Below are 18,606 nucleotides of genomic sequence, written 5' to 3' on the forward strand. Positions count from 1 at the left end.
GTACAATCAATTTAATCATACCATGGACTGCCAGAAGGAGGGAAATGTTTGGAAAAGGCAGCAGGCAAATTTTAAAGGGGGATGACAAAATGGCAGGAGATTATCGGGAGTATAATTATGTAGCGGCTGATACAATCGACGTCAGCAAACTCGAACCGCTCGATCCGGAAACGAAAAAAATCATGAAAAGTGAATTCAGTACTGGCATTAAACTTACGCTCTTTTACTATGTTTTTATCCTATCGATTCCTATTTTGAACTGGTACGCAGGAGAGTTCATGTTCTCGCGCATGTGGGGCGGCATGACCTATAGCTGGTTCTTTACCAGTATTGTCGCGATGGCCATGGCGTTTGTCATTGCCTTCATCCATACGACCTTATACGAAAAACGCCTGAAGGAAGGCCAGGACACTGGCAAATCAAATGCGCCATCTGATGGAAGGAGGATCGGCTGATGTCCATGATTCTCGAGCCAAAATTCCTGTTAACACTGATCCTGATGGGAACGATTGTGTATATTACTTATCTTACAAAACGAAATGCAACCGCTTCCGATTATTTCGTCGGCGGCCGCAGCTTCGGCTGGTTTACGAACGGTTCTGCCATTGGCGGAGACTACTTGAGCGCTGCGACTTTCCTCGGAATCGCGGGCCTTACCTATCAACTCGGTTATGACGGCGCGTACTATGCATTCTGCTTCTCGATCGGCTTGACTTTACTCGCGATTTTCGTCGCTGGACCGCTTCGCCGTTTCGGTGCCTATACAGTCGCTGACTTTTTAGCTTATCGTTTCCACAGCCGCCGTGCACGTCTTGCTGCCGTGGCTGTCGTTCTGGCGATTTCCGGTTTCTATGCAGCACCACAGCTGCTTGGTGCCGCACAAATCCTAAGTATGTTTTTTGGTACTAGCTATGAATTCGGAATTATTTTTACATGCTCGGTTATGATTTTTTATGTAGGAGTCGGCGGCATGAAGGGGACCACCCTCAACCAGGCGCTTGAACTTTGGATCCGCCTCGGCGCATTCCTGCTCATGGTCGGCGCAGCCATTTATGGCGGTCTTCATTATCAGGATATCCTTGCATCGATCAATGAATTTAAAGGTTCCATCACGGGTACGGCTGGTTTTACAACAGATGGAAAAGATATTCCGTTCGACGGATCTGTCTGGACTGGCACCGGCAACTACTTCCCGTCCTTCTGGCAGACAATTTCAATGACAATCGGGCTTTCACTTGGTACGATCGGGCTTCCGCACATCCTGCTGCGCTTCTACACAAACCCGAGCGCAAAGGCAGCACGCCGATCCGCTTTGATGGCCATCGGAATCGCCAGCGCATTCTTCTTGTTCGCTGTTTACCTTGGAGTTGTTGGCCGCTCCATCTTCTTGACTGGAGAGGCTGATGCAGGAGTTGTAAAGGATTTGATCGCAGGCGGAAACAACATGGTTGTTCCATCAACTGCCCAGGCTCTTGGCGGAGAATGGCTGCTTGGCCTAGTCATCGCCGGCGCATTCGCAGCTGTTTTCTCGAACCTGTCCGGTTTGTTCATTGCAAGCTCCGGCGCACTGGCTCATGATTTGTACGCAACCTTCTTCCGTAAAAACATTACTGAAAAAGAGCGCGTCGTCGCTGGAAAAGTATCGATCATCGTACTCGGTGTTCTATATGGAGCCCTTGGATTGATGGTAAAAGAAGCTTCCATCGGCCATCTTGTCGCACTCGCATTCACAGTAGCGGCAAGTACGTTCACGCCAATCTTTATCCTTGGCATCTGGTGGAGAGGCATGACAGAAAAAGGCGCGATTGCCGGACTTGTACTCGGTCTCGCCGCTTCCATGTACATGATTTTCTTCAAAACCACACTGCCAGAGTTCCTGCAGTTCAATGTACCAGGTATCATCACCGTTCCAATCGGATTCCTGTCCGTTTACATCGTGTCAAAGCTCGACCGCAAAGTACCATCCGATGTAAACGACTTTATGAAGCAGGTCCACTCAAAAGAATCAGAAGCAGCTTAAAGCTTCGGCCACTCATTCGCTTGATGAGTGGCCGTTTTTTTATCTTCGATTATTTCACTGACACGCTGCTGTTTTTCACCAATGCGACAGATGGTTTGTTCTGCGGTACAGATTTTTTATTGTAGGAGTACCAGTAGGCCATGGCGACGAACAGCGTGCCTCCTGTTGCGTTTCCGAGGAACACTGGGACAAAGTTTTCGATGTATTCTAGCCAGGTAAAATGTCCGGCGAAAATCGCGGCTGGGATGACGAACATGTTGGCGACGACGTGCTGGAATCCAATCGCGACAAATGCCATCGTCGGGAACCAGATTCCAAGGATTTTCCCTCCCATGTCCTCCGATCCGTACGATAGCCAGACCGCCAGTGCGACCAGCCAGTTGCAGCCGATTCCTGATAGGAACGCTTGCAAGAATGTCGCCTCAATTTTATGCTCCGCGATGCTGATCGTTTTCTCGAGGAAAACCCCTGATTCCGTCAAGCCTGTTATATGCCCGAACACATACGCGACGAAAATCGCGCCAAGAAAATTGCTGATCGTAATCAGGCTCCAATTTTTTATTACCTGCCATACCGTGAGTTTTCGCGCAATCCCGGCAAGCGGCACGGCCATCATATTCCCTGTCAGCAGCTCCCCTCCCGCAAGCAGCGTCAGGATCAGCCCGATCGGAAATACCGCTGCGCCGATCAAGCTGCTCAAGCCTTCAAGCGGACCGGCAAGCGGAGCCGTCACCCTTATATAAAGCAAAAAGCCTAGTGAAATGAATGCCCCAGCCTGAAAACCGAGAATCAACGTTTGCAGCAGCGGGTAGCCCGCCTTCTTTTGCCCGTTCCCAATGGTAATCTCCATAATTTGTTCAGGTTTGTAATAAGCCATGACTTCAGGACTCCTTTTTTTCAGAGAATGTGAAATTAATCACATATAACTTTACTTAAATTGTACCTCAAGTCTGCTCATCCGCTTGTGAACATTTATTGGCTTTTTTTAAAACGGTTACAAAATTTAGTGCTTCTAGTTTCCAGCTGCATTGCCGCCAAATCAAAACAATAGCCCAATCCTTAAGGACTAGGCTAGTTCCCTTGATTATATTTATTAAATCAGCACACCATGCAATATACCCAACAAGGTGAACACTACCAGATGATCCCCAATCGCAATGAACAATGACCTCCTGCTCATGAGTCCAAACAAGGCATTTTTCACATAAACTAATGTGATAACCAGTCCTAGAAGGAATCCGATAACCAGTCCTTCCAGCAGGTTTTCAGCTCCAGCTGTCTGGATCAGAATTGCGACAATAAATGAATTTACAAAAGCAATGAGTACAGAATATATATACTTGAATGGTCCGTTTGATTGATGCTGTAAAACTTCCTGGTGCTTATTTGACAATAATACAGAATAATAAATTCCTCCGTAAATCATATACAGTACGCCGCCCAAAATGATTGGCAGGAGGTTCAGCTGCTCCAATTCCATTGACATACATACCCTCATTTCCTATTTTGGCTCAATCGCCAATGCGATCGCCTTGATTTTGCTTGTGACATTCAACGAGTTTTCTTCTTTTTCAAAATGAACAAGTTCTATCGGATTCCCCAAATATTTGTATCCGCTGCGCGGCAGCCAGTAGCTGTAAAGCTCTGAATAACACTCAATCAGCAGGCCCCTGTCGCTGTAATCAACAAAGTCATCAAATTCATAAACGACATGCTTGCCGCCTTTAAAATGTGTTAGATTATCTTGCAGTTGGTCCGCTTCCCCTGCTTGCATGTGGAATTCATAACGGCTGTTTTCAGGAGGAGTAATATATGGATTGCTCGTGGGAATCCCGAAAATGAAAGTGGACGAATTAAGCAGACCTCTTGAATTGGACCAGTGGTAAAAATCTTCCCACATCTCGGGAATTCCTTCATGATAAGGTCCAAACCTCTGCCTTTTCACAGTTGTGCACACTGGAAACTCGATGGTTCGTACTTTGGCCAAGTCCAACCACTTAAACTCATTATAGGTGTACAATCCATCACCTTCTTGCTTATTCTTGCTAAAAAGTTTAGATTTCTTGCTATCTTGGTACACCCTAGGAAAGCGCTCCAGGTAGGCACCTTCCCTCCACTTCTTAGGATTCGTTTTGAAGTACTCATTGAATGATTGAGTAAAATAAGACAATGATGTAAAACCGCATACCATCGCGATTTCCGTAATAGCCATCCGTGGTTCATAAATCAAAAAGTGGGCAGCATTCTCCAAGCGAAGCCTTTTCACATAGCTGGCCGGAGTCTCCCCTACGATCCTTTTAAATGTCCGTTGAAAATGATAAGGAGAATAGGTGGAGATGGCAGCTAATTTTTCCAGCGGAAGTGGCTCATTGAGATTTTTTTCGATGAATTCCAGAACTTTATTGATTTGTTTTTCCTGTTCGTTATCATAAAAATTCACCTTTTACCTCCAAGGCATTTTCGTCTATCGTATCCAATCGGTATTTTTTGCACAAGAGCTTTCACATAATAAATGAAAGGCGTACAGAACTGATTCCGTACGCCTTTTCCTTATACTTCGCCTTTTAATTCAGCATTCTCCGGCACTTTTTTCATCAATGGTAAAAGAACCATGATCCCGATAAAGAGCAGAACTGCTGACATTTCGTAAATATACACAATCGAGAGATGCGTTTTCAGCCATCCGGCAGCTGTCATCGTGATGACCATTGCTCCCATGAAGAGCGGGTTCAGGATGCCGTTTACCCTGCCAATGAACGATTCTTCCGTGTTCTGCAGAATCATCGTATTGATTCCAATGTGGATGCATGGCATGAACAATCCGGAGAAGAACTGAGCTGTCAGCGTCAGCCAGAATGCGGTTGATAACCCCATCCCGATGAATCCGATGGCGCTTGCAGCCAAACCCATTGCCAAAAGAACCTGCGGCTGCACTTTTCTTGCGATCGCAACCGTAATGCCTCCGCCCAGGATCATTCCCACACCGAACGCGGCCATCAGCCACTGCAGTTCTTCCTTAGGAAGTCCGAGCCTTTCTGTAATTAAAAATACCCCAAGCGGCTGAGTCAATCCAATCGCCAGACCAGCAGCAGCGAAGCATCCGCCAAGCAATGACAGCGGCTTGCTGTTCAACACATAACGGAAGCCTGCCTTCATTTCCTCCATCAAAGTCGTTTTTGGCTTTTCAGCTGATGGATCCGGATCTGCAGGCAGCATCAGCAGGGCTGCGGCGGAGCAAAGGAAAGCGACGCCCATAACCGCAACGGCTGCAAGAATGCCAAAGCGCTGATAAACGAAGGTTCCAAGTACCGGCCCTAAAATCATGAACAGTGCAAACACAGTCTGGTACATTGACATACCCATCTGGATGAGCTCAGCTGGAACATGCAGCTTGAACAGCTTCATCCCCGCAGGCTGCGAAAATTGTGACAGAATCGATGATACAAGTGTCGCGAAGAAAATCATTTTCCAGCTTCCAAAAAACAGCGTAAGAAGCACGGCAAATACGGAGACCGCACTTAACACATCACACCAGATCATCGTTTTCTTCGGCCGCCATCTGTCCGCGAACGTCCCTCCGATAAAAGAAAACAAAAAGATCGGTGCAAATTCGGCAACAGAAATCAATGAAACCGCAATCGGATTCTCATTCGTCATTTCAATTACATATAAAAGAATGGAGTAATTCCGGACCCAAATCCCAATCTGCAGGAACAATACCGACAGCAGGATCGTCCGGATCACCTGATTTTTAAACAAGGCACCCATGCCCATTTTTTGCTCATTCGTCATTTCAGACATAAAAAAACCCCCTATTCCTTAGCTGGACAGGGAGCCGCACTTCGAGCACAAAAGAAGACAGAACACGCCAAAAGCATGTTCATGTATTAACAATTGGTTCTCAGAAGGCAAAACTAATCCCATCCAGAAAAATTCCTGAATTCAATTCACTCACAAGCAGGATTAGTAGTCCATCGCCCCTGGTCACCCTTCCATAAAATAGTATTACCATACTACCCCAAAACAAAACCCAAATCAATACCGGCGGGGGGAACATGAAACAGGGGGACGGTTCTTGTGTTTGAAACAGAGGGAGGGTTCTCCTGTTTCCTCATTAAACATCACGAGAACTTTTTTCATGCTTCACGAGTGTAAATATATATGGGATATTAAAAGAAAAAAGGAGTCAGCCATGAAAAACGATGAGCGATTATTTGCAGAAAAGGTATTAAAGCACCTTTTTATTGGAGCGACCTTAGAGAGAGTACAATCCGGCCCATCGTCAAAGATCTATTTTACAGGTGAATTGGGTGAGCTGTACCTGAACATCGAATCAAAATGGTGTCTCTACGATTCTACGCCTGAAAAATATCCATTTAACGAGGTCGACATGCAGAATTGTGATAACCATATCAACGAGACCTTAGGACAAGAAGTAGCAGAAATCCAGTTGGCACAAGGCACTCCTCACCTCATTATCATGTTCAAAAACGGCCGAATACTATTTGTTAATGGCCGGCACAGTCAATATGAGTGCTGGCAGGCCGGTGTCCACCCCCATGATAACTGGCTAGTCACAGCGATTCCTGGTGATGAAATAGCTGTTTGGACACCTGATGATTAACAATTAACAGAGTTTCTTGTTATCCCCCTCACATAAACCAGCAGGGATTCCCACATATATACAGAATACAAATAGAGAATGATTTTACACAGGAGGTAATGATGATGGTAGCAACACAAGCAATTTTAGCATGGACATTCATCTCTGAATGCCCGATTCCGCATGACGTGAATGAGCTTTTGGTGGAGGGCGAGACAGCTGTTGCAGCTTATAAGACAATCCGCGACAGCGCGATTTTTACCAATAAGCGGCTGATTGTCAGGGACGCACAGGGACTCACCGGCAAAAAGGTGGAGATTTACTCCCTCCCTTACTCATCCATCAATATGTGGTCTACCGAAAATGCCGGCAGCTTTTTTGACGTCAACGCCGAAGTCGAGTTATGGACGAGAGCAGGCCATATTAAAGTCAACCTAAAAAAAGGCATCGACATCCGCAAGTTTGATAAACTCATAGCTGACGCAATTCTATAATACAAACCTATTGAAGCAATTCCTTGGTATCCACAGGGATTGCTTTTTATTTTTGAAAACACAAGAACCGTCCCCGTGTTTCAAAAAAATTTCCTCCCACCCTGTCCTTTTCTCCTCCCTGCCTGTATATAGAGGGTGAAAGGAGGTGAGTGACATGGCAATGGCAATGTTGAAGGGTTCGAATATCAGGATGATGTTCGAGACGGGGATCAATGAAAAAGGTGAACCGATCTTGAAGGCGAAGACTTACAGCAATGTGAGAAAGGAAGCGACTGCTGACCAGGTTCAGCAGGCGGCGCTCGCTTTAGGCGGACTTAGCGCAAACTTGCTTACTTCCGTTGAACGTAACGACAGCTTCGATATCATCTAATCTCGCATTCTACTAATTCAATAGGAGGTGAAAAACATGGCTAAAACACTTGAGTTGCAATTCACTACTGACCTTGGCAAATTTGCCAAGCTGTCGATTGATAACCCGAAGGAGCCAATCGATCCGGCTGCAGTCAAGCTTGCAATGGAGCAAATCATCGCTTCCAATGCATTCCTGCCGACAAACGGCACCCTTGTTGCCGTTGACAGCGCCCGCGTTGTTGAACGCAACGTATCTGAATATGAACTAGTCTAATGAACGTGAGCCGGTCTTCTTCTAGAGACCGGCTCTTACTATAAAACGATCGATAAGGAGGAAACGCAAATGGAACAGCTGATTCCATTCATCAGCGAGGTCGGGTTCCCGATTGTCGTGACGCTGTACTTGCTTCATCGAATTGAAGCCAAGCTCGACACAGTCGTCCACTCGATCCAGGGCCTGCCAGCAAGATTGCAGGAAAGGCCAGAACCATCGCCGGTTTATTCCGCCACTGGTACCCAGAACACGATTCGTGAAATCAATTAGCTGAAGACCATCTCTCTTTTAATAATAAACCGTTCCGTTTTGAGGTGCATATTATATAATTGACAACAAAAATGGCGTGTGAACTGACAGCAGTTTTGGCACGCCATTTTTACGTTAATTAAGTCATAGTTAACATTGAAACTTTATTAACAATTAGATGGTTTACTTAATTAATTTGTTGTCTATTTTTATTGAGTGTCTTTGTCGCTTTTGTACTCCAAAATATCACCTGGCTGACATTCCAAAGTCTTGCATATCGCTTCTAATGTTGAAAAACGAACTGCTTTTGCTTTCCCATTTTTCAGAATGGAAAGATTCGCCATAGTAATTCCGACCTTCTCTGAAAGTTCTGTTACGCTCATTTTTCTTTTTGCTAACATCACATCAATATTAATAATAATTGCCATATTCTCCACCTCAGACCGTCAAATCATTTTCTGATTTTATGTTAATCATTTCTTGCAAAAGCCTTTGGAGAACAGCAGCAAAAACTGCGATAACAAACGAAGCAAAAGGAATGACCATTCCAACAAATATGAGACCTGGGGCATCGTCTTTATCTGCCACGAGATAATAAAGCGGCAAACCTATGACATGCAAACTACAGATGGAAATGGCGCAGTATTTGATTCTCATTAAAGCTTGAACAGACAATTCAGAGAAAGCATTGTTCTTGTCTATATAACTTAACAGTTTAAAAGCTTGATAAAGGGCGAAGTAAAAAGGTAATGTTCCTCCATATAAAAGGATGAAAATGATATATTTTATGGAATGAATCCCTAAGAAATTCGATACCGCATTTGCCAGTTCGGGAACCAGAAATATGCACAAAGCGAGAACCGGAATTCCAATGAGAATAACAGCTATCTTTAAAAATATTGTGGTTGCTATCTTCATAAAAAACACCTCTAGTATATTTCAAAATGTTAATTGTTTTTTGGCTGCGAATCCAAGACATTCTTTATAGGTTTTTGAAGCACGTCCACAACGGCTGCGAAGATACTTGTTGCTAAGATGCCCATTAGACCTAGAGATATTGGACCTGCTGCATCATCAGCTGTGAATTGAGCACGCACCCTTAAATAAATTATTGCTAAGAAAATGAAGAAAATGACAGTAAAAGTGCATTTTTTTAGTACCTTCAAAGATTGAAGAGATAACTCAGAGAAAGCATTGTTCTTTTCGATATGGGTTAAAAGTTTAAATCCTTGATACAATGCCACAGAAAACGTAATACATATTCCATATGCACATACCAAAAGTGGATATAGCGAATAATCACCTGGGCGCTCTATCGCATCTCTTCTGGCTGCTTCAGGCAAAAAATACACACACACGGCAAGCATTGCAATTCCAACCAGAAAAATAATGACCTTTAAGAAAGTGGTAGAACCTCGTTTAACATTCATTTAAAACACCTCACTTATTTAATGACAATACGAATGTATCATAGTATTTATCGTTTTACAATAAATTAGTATTGTTTTTTATTATATTATTATTGTTATTGAATTATCCTTTTAATTTTAAACAAAAAGAAAAGCATTTCTCATTACAAAGAAATGCTCTTACTTTAAAATGTTAAATTTACAACTTGTTCACCAAAAACTGAACTTTTTACAAATGCCTCTTTTATTACTATTAATGGAAACGACGTTCAAACTGACACCCCAAATGACAGGTTAATTGTCAATATTTTTTAAATAGACAACAACCATTGTCATATAATCTTATCGTGTCATTTTAGATGCCAATTCTCAATGAAAAGTTTAAAATACCTAAGTTAATAAGAAATTGGCATAGGTTCAATTCCTATGCCAATTAATGTGTCATTTAACCAAATGCACCTCTAAACGGAACGGTTTATTTTAATAAGAGGGTGGTTTTATCGAGGATTAAGGAAATGTAATTTAATCAAACGTTTGATTAATTACACCTCAGCCCTTGTCCTATATGGGTTTTAATTCTGGTAAAAATGTGTTTGAGAATGCATGTCCGTTTTCCACTCCTCCCCCCTCCCCTTTTCTCGCTCAGCACACGTGCTCTCATTTTAACGTTTCAAAATCTCATAAAAAAAGACGCTAAGCAGCAAGCTTAGCACCTTTCTCTTCTTTTTTAAAAATCCCGAATGGCTTACCCACGGGCAGGACAACTCTTCCAAAGTGGGTATTCAGCACATTGGCTGCTGATCCGTAGAATGAAAGAATCGCAATGCACAGTTCCGCCACGGCCGCGAGCATATGGGATGCTCCATGTGCGATATCAAATGCACTTAGTGAAAGGCCAATGAACAAGAAATCGATCAATACGAAAATAAAGAATAAAACTTTATTTGTTTCCAAAGCTCCAACCGTCATGAAGACACTGAAAATCAAATAACCAATGAACGCCATGCCCAATTGCTTCGCATCAGCGTCGGCTGCGAGGCTTTCACCGAAAAATCCTAACTGAATCAGCCAGGTCGTTCCGACACCGAACCAGAAAAGGCCGAACGCGCCGAAAGCGGTCATTCCAAATATATTATTATGTTTGCCATCAAGGATCGCCGCATAAAGCTGTGCCAGACCACCAAGGAAAATAGCCCATGGAATGATGAGAGATACGCCATCTGTCATTCCCAGTTTCTGAGACGAAGCCACTAATGTAACCATCGCCAATCCAAACAAACCAAGCGCTGATGGATCTGCTGTTGTAATTTTAATCTGTGTTTGATTCTTAGTATCCATGATATCCTCCTATAAAAAACATACTTTTGTACTTTACCGGATTCAAGTACAGGAGTCAATATGATTTATTTGTCAGTTGCTGGGTTTCTTCATCACTCAACATACCAATGAAAAAGGAGCGTGACAGATTTTTGTCACGCTCCTTTAAAAATCGCAAGGATAAATTACCAACTCATGTTCATCATCCCCATAACTACATTACCGGAATCCAAACCTCAGAGTAGTAATCTGGATCGGCAGGATTCCCAGCTGTATAAACCTCCAGTTCAGGTGTCCCTGCATGTTTATATCCGCTTGCCGGGAACCATTCAGTATAAATTTGCTTCCACACATTCTGGATGGCTTCCGGCATCGGGCCGTTGACTTCAAAGATCGCCCACTTGGATGCTGGAATCTCCATTTTCAGATATCCATCAGGCTTTTCACCAGTATAAGCAGCAGCAATCCAATATTCCATCTTTTTATCATCGCTGTTGCTATTTTGCGCGCACACTCCAAGAATGCCTTTTACCAGTCCATTGTTTTGGCTTAACAGCAGATCGCTCGTTCCATCCTGATTCGCTTTGTCCCACATTTTTGGAATGCCAGAAAGATTCTCTCCATTAGAATAAGAAAAGACCTGTTTAACACCCATCACTTCAAAACTCTCATGCTCAACAACTTTGTATTGCATCGGTTCTGCTCCTTTCAAACTCACCTGTATTCCCAGGCGGCTATAAGATTTCAGCTTTCCAGCATACTTTCGTGCTTCACTTGGCGAAATGCCATGCTGCCGGCGAAAAGCTTTTGTGAACGCTTCAGGAGTGTCATAACCATACTTCAACGCAAGATCTATAATCTTCGTATTGGTACTGCAAAGCTCATGTGCTGCCACCGTCAAACGTCTCCGCCTAAGGTACTCACCAACGGAAATATCTGTCAAAACCGAAAAAGTCCGCTGAAAATGGAAAGGCGACGCATTGGCCTGACTCGCAATATCCTCCATCGTGATCTCATCCAGCAAATGCTCTTCCATGTAATCAATCGCCTTCTGCAAAGATTCAATCCACGCCATACCAATCACTCCCTTAATACCATCCTACCAAGGATCCAATCCATACACTTGTCAATTTATGCTCACTTTTGTCAGTATCATTCATAATTAACATTATACAAATGGGAAAGATTCCCCTCTTTTTAAAGAAAAAAACTAATGTCACAAATCAGCCACAATTATCCCATGTCCACCCTGTCCTTTTCGCCTGCCCATCTATATATAAGCAGTGAAAGGGTGGTGCATTAATATGCCAATTAAATCAGCTAATATTGAGAGTTTTGAAGAGTATTCACAGTTTTCGAATCTTGGGGAGTTCAACCGTCATTTCGAGATGTGGATGGCGGATAAGAAGCATGAATTCACAAAAGCGGAGCTCATCGGTTTGAAGAGGCTTGCTCGTTTTGCTGCCAAAATCCCTGGAGTGGCCACCGCGAAAATTGGGACCGTGCTGAAGGCAATTCATGAAGAATTAGGTGATATGGGAATCTCCCGTTCCACTTTTAAAAGAATGATTATCAAAGCAAGCAAAATGGGTATTTTCACCGTCCATGAAACCGAACGAAAAAACGGTTCACAGTCTAGCAATCTCTATGTGTTCAATCGTTTTCCACAGATTGAACTACCAAAGAAGGAAAAATTGAACCGCCATAATAAAACCATTAATCCTTCTGAAACAAACATTAACAAGAATACTAAACGTGAAGAAAACCATTTATTTGTAAGTGACCGAGTTCCAGCACCTTTTGTGGACCTGGTGAAGTATTTTTATCCCGATGTAAAAGCGATCGAGGAATTCTGGAGGATGAGTGCGGTTTCCGCCTACCGCAATAACTATGAAAAAGAGACGGATACTGTTTTATCCGTCTCGCTCGACTCGTTCAAGCAGTTCGTTCGCAAGTTAAAAACCAGGGTTGCCGTTAAAAATCCGATTGCCTATTACACCGGCATCCTAAACAAAAAGTTCCAGGAGGTTTATTTTACCGAATTGGCATCAATGGAATTGGAGCTTTGATTTTTATTGTATTTCTTCACCTTGTACATTTCATGGTCTGCCTCAATGAACAACTCTTCCATTTTTCCGAGCGAAGAGTGAGCAAAGGCATACCCTTTGGAGAGCTGGATTTTGAATGGTCTGCTTTTATCAAGGTTCAGTAGATCGATTTCCTGTTGGATTTCGTCCATGAATGCTTTCACCATCACAAGATGGCTATTTACCATCAGGACGGCAAATTCATCGCCACCAATTCTTGAGGCAATCACATCTTCATTCGTCATGCTCTTTAAAATACCAGCCGTTTCTTTGATCAATTGATCGCCCATCTTATGGCCGTAATGGTCGTTGATCACTTTCAGGTCATCCAAATCAAAGATTAAAATCGCAATAGATACATCCTTATTTTTATCATACTCATCAATCAAGGATTCGAAGTAGCCGCGGTTATATAAATGGGTCAGTGAATCATGGGAAACCTTGTATTCCAGCTGTTTTTGCAGCTCAATTTTCTCATTGATATTCCGGATTATTCCCTGGAGCGCAACGATTTCGCCATTTTTATAAACCGGGGTTGTATATTCTTCAAACCATATGTACTCCCCAGCATCATTTTTCCACCGCTGGAGAATCGGTTTACTATAGTCCAGCCCGCCTGATGTCTTTTTTAGTAAAAGCGGAAGATCATCAGGATGAATCCTTTCGAATGCTGTATATGGATTTTTCATGCTTTCTTCCACCAGAGTTGGGCTCAAGATGCAATTGATTGCCGGACTTAAATAACGATATTTAATGGCTGGCTTCAGCTCGCAGTAATATATAATGTCCTTTGAATGCTCAACCAGATTTGAAATTGTCGTTAAATAATTCATTCGCTGCTGCAATTTTAACGATAACTGATAAACACCAAACACAAAGGCAATCCCTAAGATGAATAATAATCCGCTCATGTGCACCCTTCTTCTCTTATGCTGGTTTTTGGATAGTCCTATTTTACTATATTATACAACGATTCTTACATTTTTTTGTTAAAAAAAAATTCACCTTACTAAAGCAAAGTGAATCAAATCTGATTCCTCAGGAATCTCTTATTTTCCCTTTTGATCAGCTGCCACATCGGGACATACGTAATGCAGAAGACAACCAGTGCGGCAATCTCGAGGTTAATATAATACATGATGCCACTTCCGAAAAAAGATAGAATCGTTTTGGACTCGGTCGGACTCGCCAGATAGAAGAAATTCGTATCAAGCAGGAGATTCAGGATAAAAATTGGGACGGCGAGAATGTTCACTACCAGGAAAGTGAATAGGACGGCTTTACGGGGGACGCGGTACCCTTCGAAAAGGATCAGATAAAGGACGGCAATCGGGATGGCTGAATGGTGAAGGAAATATTCAATAAAGTGGAAATGAGGAAAGACGTAAGCCATTTCAGGTGTAACCATGGCCAGGATAGCAGGCAGTGTGCCAGTGAAATACAAAATATAGAAACCTTTGACGTTCTTCTTAAGCAGTAAATACATCGCCAGGAAGGAACTCATCGAGCACATATGCAGCGGAAGCGAGTTGACATCCCATTGGTCCGTCAAGATTTGCCACAGCTGCGCCGAAATCTCACAAGCCGGCAAAATCCAAAAAATCGTCCATTTGATCACCTTCTGGTGAGGCTTAAGCCTATGCCGAAACACTACCATACCAAGACAGACAGCAAAGAAAAGCCCCAGCGTAACCAAATGCTGCCCAGAAAACAACTCAAACCCCTGCATCCCCGTTACAGAAAACATGATAACATCACCTCTCACTGTAGCATTGAAATGCTGTTACCTATATATTTATGCAGGGAATTCGAGGTTAGACACAGAAACATGGGGAAACAGGGGGACGGTTCTTGGAAACAGGGGGACGGTTCTTGTGTTTGCGTGAAACATGGGGACGGTTCTCCTGTTTCAATGGCGTCGATGAGCTCCCCTTTTCCACTGCGCTGACGACTTTCGCTCACTCATAACGGGATGAGTTACGGTTCCTGGCCCTGCTTGCGCTTTTCGCGCTCCCATAAAAAAAGGACGCTCCACATGTTCCATAAAAACACGTGAAACGCCCCACTTGGCTATGTTATCTTAACCTTTTCCACAATACCCAGTTAACCATTGCTAGCAGCAGTGCGTACCCAATCACACCGAAGGCGATTTTTAAAGCCAGGAAATGAACGCCCACCAACACAGGAATGACAATGAAGAGAACAAACAGCTTAAGATCGCCACTCTGATTGACCGCGTCGAATGGCTGGGAAAAGGCTAGCTCTCTTTTTCCGTACAGGAAGCTGACGGCTGTATAGAAAAATGCCCCTATCAGCACCGCAACCAGGTCGTCTGCGATCCTCAGTCCGAACAAGATGCAAAACACAACCGAGATCAACACGAAAATCGGCAGGAATAACTTGAACAGGAATGCTTTTAATGCCGCTTTATTGATGATGCCTGGATCATTCACAGGAGCGACCTGATAAATCCAGCCGCCTTTAGAGGATCCTGAATGTCCGAGCATCATGACCGAAGCCGGAATGACCAGCATGACCGAATATATCGTCAAATAGGATCGGCTTGCGGCAAATTCTTCGAAACTCATCACTGAAAAACTATTGAACATAAACACAAACGGAACCACCATTGCAAAGCCAAGCGATGGATAAACCTTCAGCTTGAAGTCACGTTCATTTTTCATCATAATGCTAGCGAAGCGGAAAAATGGCAGCTCGTCTTTTGACACTAGAAACGGCACGGAACGCAGTATCTTCCACCTGCTGCTGCTTTTTTTGACACCGGTTTGACCGGAAAGCTTCTGGAGATTGCGTTCAAAATCAGGAATCATTTTCAGATAGACCATGATCGATGCAAGTGGTCCTGCTACAGCCAAAATGGCCAGCACAATATTCCCCGCACCAGTCCTTCCTCCAAGCACCAGATCAAACAATCCGCCAAACCACATCGGCGGCAGGAGCAGCTGCCACCAGGCAAAATCCATTGCGTAATCCAGGTTCACCAGTTCAAACGAACGCGCAACAACCTGGTAGCCGATCATCATCGCAATCGATAGAGCGATCTGCACATAATTGATGATATCCTTAAGTTTTTCCCCATCAAAAAATCGCAATACCGTCACATAAAGCAGGGCCGTGAACGCAATGATGAAGACGTCCGCAATCACGAATGCAGCGAGCAGCAGCAGGAAGAACATGATTCCCCTGAAGTACAGACCAACGAGCAATGGTATCAAGGTAATGGCAAGCGTGATATACAGCATATAGATGATCACATGCAGCAGCTTCGCCATGCTCATTGTCCTGGAGTTCACCGGTTTGGTGGAAAGAATGCTTTTGTCCCTCAAGTCGAGCAGGACCGATGAAAAATCGGAAATCAGCGTCGTCATAACGATGAACATAAAGATACTGAACAGAATCGACATCTGGAACAAATAATTCTCTTTGAAAAATAAAAACGGAATCAGCATCAGCCCGAAAAAGCCATATAACCACAGCGATTTGAAGAATTCATTTTTCTCCGCTTTATCCTTGTCTTTCTTTTTCCTGTTCTGCTGGAAAACCGTCGGCTTCCTGCGCTGATCCATTGTCAGCTTGATCTGCAGGATTCGGCGCATCGTCCTATATTCCACACCAAATTTTGAAAACAAAGGGGCGAAAACATCAAGCACCCTTAAGATGAAAAAATTGTCCATCGTCAACCCTCCCTGACGATGGATACGAATTCAGCGGCGCGATCCTGATGCTCATGGAACCCGGTCATCTGATTGAAGATACTTTCAAGCGTCCCCTCCTGGCTCTGGCTCTTCAATTCTTCAAAACTGCCATTTGCGACAATATGGCCGCCGTGCAGCAAAACAATCCGGTTGCTGATTTTCTCAACGACATCCATGATATGGGAGGAATAGAAAATCGTTTTTCCTTCAGCCGAGAACCTGGCGAGAATCTCCTTGAAAATCATCACACTATTCGCGTCAAGTCCGGTCAGCGGCTCATCCAGGAACAGCAAGTCGGGGTCATGGAGGAAGCTCGAAACGATCAGCGTCTTTTGCTTCATTCCTTTTGAAAAAGATGAAATACGAGAATGATAGACATCAGCCAGCCCGAACACATCGAACATCTTCTTCGCCTTCCGGTCGGCATCGTCGTAATCCATGCCATAGAGCTCCGCCACAAACGTCAAATACTCCTGAGCTGTAAGCGAATCATACATTTCAGCGGTCTCGGGAATATAGCCGATCCTCTTTTTATAGCCTTCCCCCTGCTTCGAGATGTCCTCGCCAAAAATCTCGATCTTTCCAGCGTACCCTTCCTCAAGGCCAAGCATCAGCTTCACCGTCGTACTCTTCCCAGCACCATTAGGCCCTATGTAGCCAATAATCTCACCTTTATGAACCTTCAAATCTATGCCCTTAAGAACCTCTTTACTCCCATACGACTTCCACAAGTTGCTGATCGATAGCATTTCAGAAGACATACCTCTCCCCCTTCAACCGAACTGGTTTAAAATACCATATCCTGATTTTAACATAGAAAAAGAAGCAGAGGGGCATCCCCTTTGCTTCTTTCCTCCTCCATACTATTCACCAACAGAAACACAAGAACCGTCCCCCTGTTTTTGTTCACCAACAGAAACACGAGAACCGTCCCCCCGTTCTAAACATCAGCTGTTCGTTCTTTTTTCCATTTTAAAAGAAAGATCGTCCCGCTCACCACCAGCAGTATGCCTAATGATACTGGCAGGAATGCTTTTGGCAGGTGAAAGGTGGTCAGGTCTTTGATCACATAATCAATCCCTACGGCAATGAAGATGGCGGCCACTGGAATTTGCATGCCGATGTTGGTCATGTAATTAGGGGCTGCGCTTGAGATGAAGGCAACCAGCAATAAAACGGCAATTCCCAATACGTACATGCTTAAAACTGTAAGTATGATGTATTGCAAAAAGGTCAAATCCCACCAGGAAACAAAAAAGTTGAAGATCGAGCTGATTTTCTTATCAAAGAACTGCCAGGTATCATTTCCCCTATACAAATAGAAAAAGAACGCCAACTGCACGGTAATGACTGAAACTACAGCTATGAAAGCCGCCATTAGCTTTTTGTAAAAAAGCGACCGTCCGACCTTCGTTGTATACTGCAGCTGATTCATTTTATTCCTGCGGTCTGCCATATACATCGGCGTCACGACAATCATCACACTGATGAGAATAAGAATGGCCAGATTACCTGATAGATTTGTATAATTCTCAAATACGATATGCAGGAAATTCGCCTGGGCATCGCCGGTCGCCAGCAACTCCTCCACACGCTTTGACTGTTCTTCCGTCAAATCTCGGCCATGCGAACCGAAATGCTCAGTTCGTTCATACAGATTGATCAAATACTCCCTCGCCTGCAGCTCCCACATGACATCCACATTATCCTCGAACATCACCTTGGAATGCAGCTCATTTTTCTTCTCATCCTGATCCAAATTAACATTTTTATAATCCTCATAGCTGCCCATACCCGCAGCTACCAATTCCGGCTGGGACTGAAGATACACCGTCGCATCTTCCACCCTTTGATCATAAACCTTTTTAAAATCCTCAAATTCCTTGGCATCCATGTATTGCCCATATTTCGCCATCATTTCTTTACCGACCTTGAACTCATCCCCCGCAGGCCTTCCATTCGGGAAAAACTCAAAGTCAAACATGATAAAGAGCTGATAGAAGATGATGCTGACAAGCACGAGCAACAGCATGATTTTCAACGTCAAGATCTTCTTCAGTTCATTCCAGATAATCCTCATGTATTC

22 protein-coding genes are annotated in these 18,606 nt (G+C 43.8%); 8 read left to right on the forward strand and 14 right to left on the reverse strand.

Annotated features, from left to right (window positions below):
• Positions 1-89 precede the first annotated feature (89 nt).
• Both ACXAEA_RS20720 and ACXAEA_RS20725 read left to right on the forward strand, forming a co-directional pair.
• On the forward strand, positions 90-455 hold the full coding sequence (locus ACXAEA_RS20720; RefSeq protein WP_475097733.1) for a hypothetical protein: 366 nt from the start codon (positions 90-92) through the stop codon (positions 453-455).
• A complete protein-coding gene (locus ACXAEA_RS20725; protein ID WP_475097734.1) occupies positions 455-2,020 on the forward strand; it encodes a sodium/solute symporter in 1,566 nt (521 codons plus the stop codon). The genes ACXAEA_RS20720 and ACXAEA_RS20725 overlap by 1 nt, the downstream gene beginning before the upstream one ends.
• Positions 2,021-2,069: 49 nt before the next feature.
• Here the strand turns inward: ACXAEA_RS20725 and ACXAEA_RS20730 are convergent, their stop codons facing one another.
• From ACXAEA_RS20730 to ACXAEA_RS20745, 4 genes are all read right to left on the reverse strand, one after another.
• Positions 2,070-2,897, reverse strand: a complete 828-nt coding sequence (locus ACXAEA_RS20730; RefSeq protein WP_475097735.1) for a formate/nitrite transporter family protein — start codon at positions 2,895-2,897, stop codon at positions 2,070-2,072.
• Between the two features lie 216 nt (positions 2,898-3,113).
• The gene (locus tag ACXAEA_RS20735; protein WP_475097736.1) at positions 3,114-3,506 is read right to left on the reverse strand and encodes a DUF1761 domain-containing protein; all 393 of its coding nucleotides are present in this window, start codon (positions 3,504-3,506) and stop codon (positions 3,114-3,116) included.
• Positions 3,507-3,521: 15 nt separating this feature from the next.
• Positions 3,522-4,460: an AraC family transcriptional regulator gene (locus ACXAEA_RS20740; protein ID WP_475097737.1), complete on the reverse strand. Its 939-nt coding sequence runs from the start codon at positions 4,458-4,460 to the stop codon at positions 3,522-3,524.
• A 110-nt stretch (positions 4,461-4,570) separates the two neighbouring features.
• Positions 4,571-5,821, reverse strand: a complete 1,251-nt coding sequence (locus tag ACXAEA_RS20745) for an MFS transporter (protein WP_475097738.1) — start codon at positions 5,819-5,821, stop codon at positions 4,571-4,573.
• A 391-nt stretch (positions 5,822-6,212) separates the two neighbouring features.
• Between ACXAEA_RS20745 and ACXAEA_RS20750 the strand changes: the two genes are divergently transcribed.
• The 5 genes from ACXAEA_RS20750 (at position 6,213) to ACXAEA_RS20770 (ending at position 8,012) form a co-directional block, all read left to right on the forward strand.
• Positions 6,213-6,644, forward strand: coding sequence for a hypothetical protein (locus ACXAEA_RS20750; protein ID WP_475097739.1), 432 nt, complete (start codon positions 6,213-6,215; stop codon positions 6,642-6,644).
• A 104-nt stretch (positions 6,645-6,748) separates the two neighbouring features.
• Positions 6,749-7,117 (forward strand): PH domain-containing protein, encoded by a 369-nt coding sequence (locus ACXAEA_RS20755; RefSeq protein WP_475097740.1) that lies wholly within the window; start codon positions 6,749-6,751, stop codon positions 7,115-7,117.
• A 154-nt stretch (positions 7,118-7,271) separates the two neighbouring features.
• Positions 7,272-7,487 carry a DUF1659 domain-containing protein gene (locus tag ACXAEA_RS20760; protein ID WP_475097741.1) on the forward strand — a complete coding sequence of 72 codons (216 nt, stop codon included), beginning with the start codon at positions 7,272-7,274 and terminating at the stop codon, positions 7,485-7,487.
• 36 nt (positions 7,488-7,523) lie between these two features.
• Complete coding sequence (locus ACXAEA_RS20765; protein ID WP_475097742.1) at positions 7,524-7,742, forward strand: DUF2922 domain-containing protein; 219 nt, start codon at positions 7,524-7,526, stop codon at positions 7,740-7,742.
• 69 nt (positions 7,743-7,811) lie between these two features.
• Positions 7,812-8,012, forward strand: coding sequence for a YvrJ family protein (locus ACXAEA_RS20770; protein ID WP_475097743.1), 201 nt, complete (start codon positions 7,812-7,814; stop codon positions 8,010-8,012).
• Positions 8,013-8,200: 188 nt separating this feature from the next.
• On the opposite strand, the gene ACXAEA_RS20775 is transcribed toward ACXAEA_RS20770, so the two are convergent.
• The 5 genes from ACXAEA_RS20775 to ACXAEA_RS20795 all read right to left on the reverse strand — a co-directional run bounded on the left by ACXAEA_RS20775 (position 8,201) and on the right by ACXAEA_RS20795 (position 11,792).
• On the reverse strand, positions 8,201-8,419 hold the full coding sequence (locus ACXAEA_RS20775; RefSeq protein ID WP_475097744.1) for a helix-turn-helix domain-containing protein: 219 nt from the start codon (positions 8,417-8,419) through the stop codon (positions 8,201-8,203).
• 10 nt (positions 8,420-8,429) lie between these two features.
• On the reverse strand, positions 8,430-8,909 hold the full coding sequence (locus tag ACXAEA_RS20780) for a DUF2975 domain-containing protein (RefSeq protein WP_475097745.1): 480 nt from the start codon (positions 8,907-8,909) through the stop codon (positions 8,430-8,432).
• A gap of 29 nt (positions 8,910-8,938) precedes the next feature.
• Positions 8,939-9,421, reverse strand: a complete 483-nt coding sequence (locus ACXAEA_RS20785; protein ID WP_475097746.1) for a DUF2975 domain-containing protein — start codon at positions 9,419-9,421, stop codon at positions 8,939-8,941.
• Positions 9,422-10,093: 672 nt separating this feature from the next.
• On the reverse strand, positions 10,094-10,738 hold the full coding sequence (locus ACXAEA_RS20790) for an acetate uptake transporter (RefSeq protein WP_475097747.1): 645 nt from the start codon (positions 10,736-10,738) through the stop codon (positions 10,094-10,096).
• Positions 10,739-10,931: 193 nt separating this feature from the next.
• The gene (locus ACXAEA_RS20795; protein WP_475097748.1) at positions 10,932-11,792 is read right to left on the reverse strand and encodes an AraC family transcriptional regulator; all 861 of its coding nucleotides are present in this window, start codon (positions 11,790-11,792) and stop codon (positions 10,932-10,934) included.
• A 229-nt stretch (positions 11,793-12,021) separates the two neighbouring features.
• Here ACXAEA_RS20795 and ACXAEA_RS20800 point away from each other — a divergent pair, with 229 nt between their 5' ends.
• Positions 12,022-12,786 (forward strand): hypothetical protein, encoded by a 765-nt coding sequence (locus tag ACXAEA_RS20800; RefSeq protein ID WP_475097749.1) that lies wholly within the window; start codon positions 12,022-12,024, stop codon positions 12,784-12,786.
• On the opposite strand, the gene ACXAEA_RS20805 is transcribed toward ACXAEA_RS20800, so the two are convergent.
• From ACXAEA_RS20805 to ACXAEA_RS20825, 5 genes are all read right to left on the reverse strand, one after another.
• Positions 12,747-13,715 carry a sensor domain-containing diguanylate cyclase gene (locus tag ACXAEA_RS20805; RefSeq protein ID WP_475097750.1) on the reverse strand — a complete coding sequence of 323 codons (969 nt, stop codon included), beginning with the start codon at positions 13,713-13,715 and terminating at the stop codon, positions 12,747-12,749. The two genes, ACXAEA_RS20800 and ACXAEA_RS20805, sit on opposite strands and share 40 nt — an antisense overlap.
• Before the next feature lie 113 nt (positions 13,716-13,828).
• Entirely contained in the window at positions 13,829-14,551 is a 723-nt protein-coding gene (locus tag ACXAEA_RS20810) for a YwaF family protein (RefSeq protein WP_475097751.1), read from the reverse strand.
• A gap of 328 nt (positions 14,552-14,879) precedes the next feature.
• Positions 14,880-16,499 carry a hypothetical protein gene (locus ACXAEA_RS20815; RefSeq protein ID WP_475097752.1) on the reverse strand — a complete coding sequence of 540 codons (1,620 nt, stop codon included), beginning with the start codon at positions 16,497-16,499 and terminating at the stop codon, positions 14,880-14,882.
• Positions 16,500-16,501: 2 nt separating this feature from the next.
• Entirely contained in the window at positions 16,502-17,281 is a 780-nt protein-coding gene (locus ACXAEA_RS20820) for an ABC transporter ATP-binding protein (protein WP_475097753.1), read from the reverse strand.
• A gap of 179 nt (positions 17,282-17,460) precedes the next feature.
• Complete coding sequence (locus tag ACXAEA_RS20825) at positions 17,461-18,600, reverse strand: hypothetical protein (protein ID WP_475097754.1); 1,140 nt, start codon at positions 18,598-18,600, stop codon at positions 17,461-17,463.
• Positions 18,601-18,606 lie beyond the last annotated feature (6 nt).

This window comes from Mesobacillus sp. ABV4_180 (assembly GCF_056158485.1).

Excerpts from the sequence above, each read along its gene's own strand:
- ACXAEA_RS20820 (WP_475097753.1), bottom strand. The coding sequence starts at position 17,281 with ATGTCTTCTGAAATGCTATCGATCAGCAACTTGTGGAAGTCGTATGGG.
- ACXAEA_RS20760 (WP_475097741.1), top strand. The coding sequence starts at position 7,272 with ATGGCAATGGCAATGTTGAAGGGTTCGAATATCAGGATGATGTTCGAG.
- ACXAEA_RS20795 (WP_475097748.1), bottom strand. The coding sequence starts at position 11,792 with ATGGCGTGGATTGAATCTTTGCAGAAGGCGATTGATTACATGGAAGAG.
- ACXAEA_RS20815 (WP_475097752.1), bottom strand. The coding sequence starts at position 16,499 with ATGGACAATTTTTTCATCTTAAGGGTGCTTGATGTTTTCGCCCCTTTG.
- ACXAEA_RS20750 (WP_475097739.1), top strand. The coding sequence starts at position 6,213 with ATGAAAAACGATGAGCGATTATTTGCAGAAAAGGTATTAAAGCACCTT.
- ACXAEA_RS20800 (WP_475097749.1), top strand. The coding sequence starts at position 12,022 with ATGCCAATTAAATCAGCTAATATTGAGAGTTTTGAAGAGTATTCACAG.
- ACXAEA_RS20735 (WP_475097736.1), bottom strand. The coding sequence starts at position 3,506 with ATGTCAATGGAATTGGAGCAGCTGAACCTCCTGCCAATCATTTTGGGC.
- ACXAEA_RS20765 (WP_475097742.1), top strand. The coding sequence starts at position 7,524 with ATGGCTAAAACACTTGAGTTGCAATTCACTACTGACCTTGGCAAATTT.
- ACXAEA_RS20725 (WP_475097734.1), top strand. The coding sequence starts at position 455 with ATGTCCATGATTCTCGAGCCAAAATTCCTGTTAACACTGATCCTGATG.
- ACXAEA_RS20825 (WP_475097754.1), bottom strand. The coding sequence starts at position 18,600 with ATGAGGATTATCTGGAATGAACTGAAGAAGATCTTGACGTTGAAAATC.
- ACXAEA_RS20770 (WP_475097743.1), top strand. The coding sequence starts at position 7,812 with ATGGAACAGCTGATTCCATTCATCAGCGAGGTCGGGTTCCCGATTGTC.
- ACXAEA_RS20730 (WP_475097735.1), bottom strand. The coding sequence starts at position 2,897 with ATGGCTTATTACAAACCTGAACAAATTATGGAGATTACCATTGGGAAC.
- ACXAEA_RS20775 (WP_475097744.1), bottom strand. The coding sequence starts at position 8,419 with ATGGCAATTATTATTAATATTGATGTGATGTTAGCAAAAAGAAAAATG.
- ACXAEA_RS20805 (WP_475097750.1), bottom strand. The coding sequence starts at position 13,715 with ATGAGCGGATTATTATTCATCTTAGGGATTGCCTTTGTGTTTGGTGTT.
- ACXAEA_RS20745 (WP_475097738.1), bottom strand. The coding sequence starts at position 5,821 with ATGTCTGAAATGACGAATGAGCAAAAAATGGGCATGGGTGCCTTGTTT.
- ACXAEA_RS20780 (WP_475097745.1), bottom strand. The coding sequence starts at position 8,909 with ATGAAGATAGCAACCACAATATTTTTAAAGATAGCTGTTATTCTCATT.
- ACXAEA_RS20790 (WP_475097747.1), bottom strand. The coding sequence starts at position 10,738 with ATGGATACTAAGAATCAAACACAGATTAAAATTACAACAGCAGATCCA.
- ACXAEA_RS20785 (WP_475097746.1), bottom strand. The coding sequence starts at position 9,421 with ATGAATGTTAAACGAGGTTCTACCACTTTCTTAAAGGTCATTATTTTT.
- ACXAEA_RS20755 (WP_475097740.1), top strand. The coding sequence starts at position 6,749 with ATGGTAGCAACACAAGCAATTTTAGCATGGACATTCATCTCTGAATGC.
- ACXAEA_RS20720 (WP_475097733.1), top strand. The coding sequence starts at position 90 with ATGGCAGGAGATTATCGGGAGTATAATTATGTAGCGGCTGATACAATC.
- ACXAEA_RS20810 (WP_475097751.1), bottom strand. The coding sequence starts at position 14,551 with ATGTTTTCTGTAACGGGGATGCAGGGGTTTGAGTTGTTTTCTGGGCAG.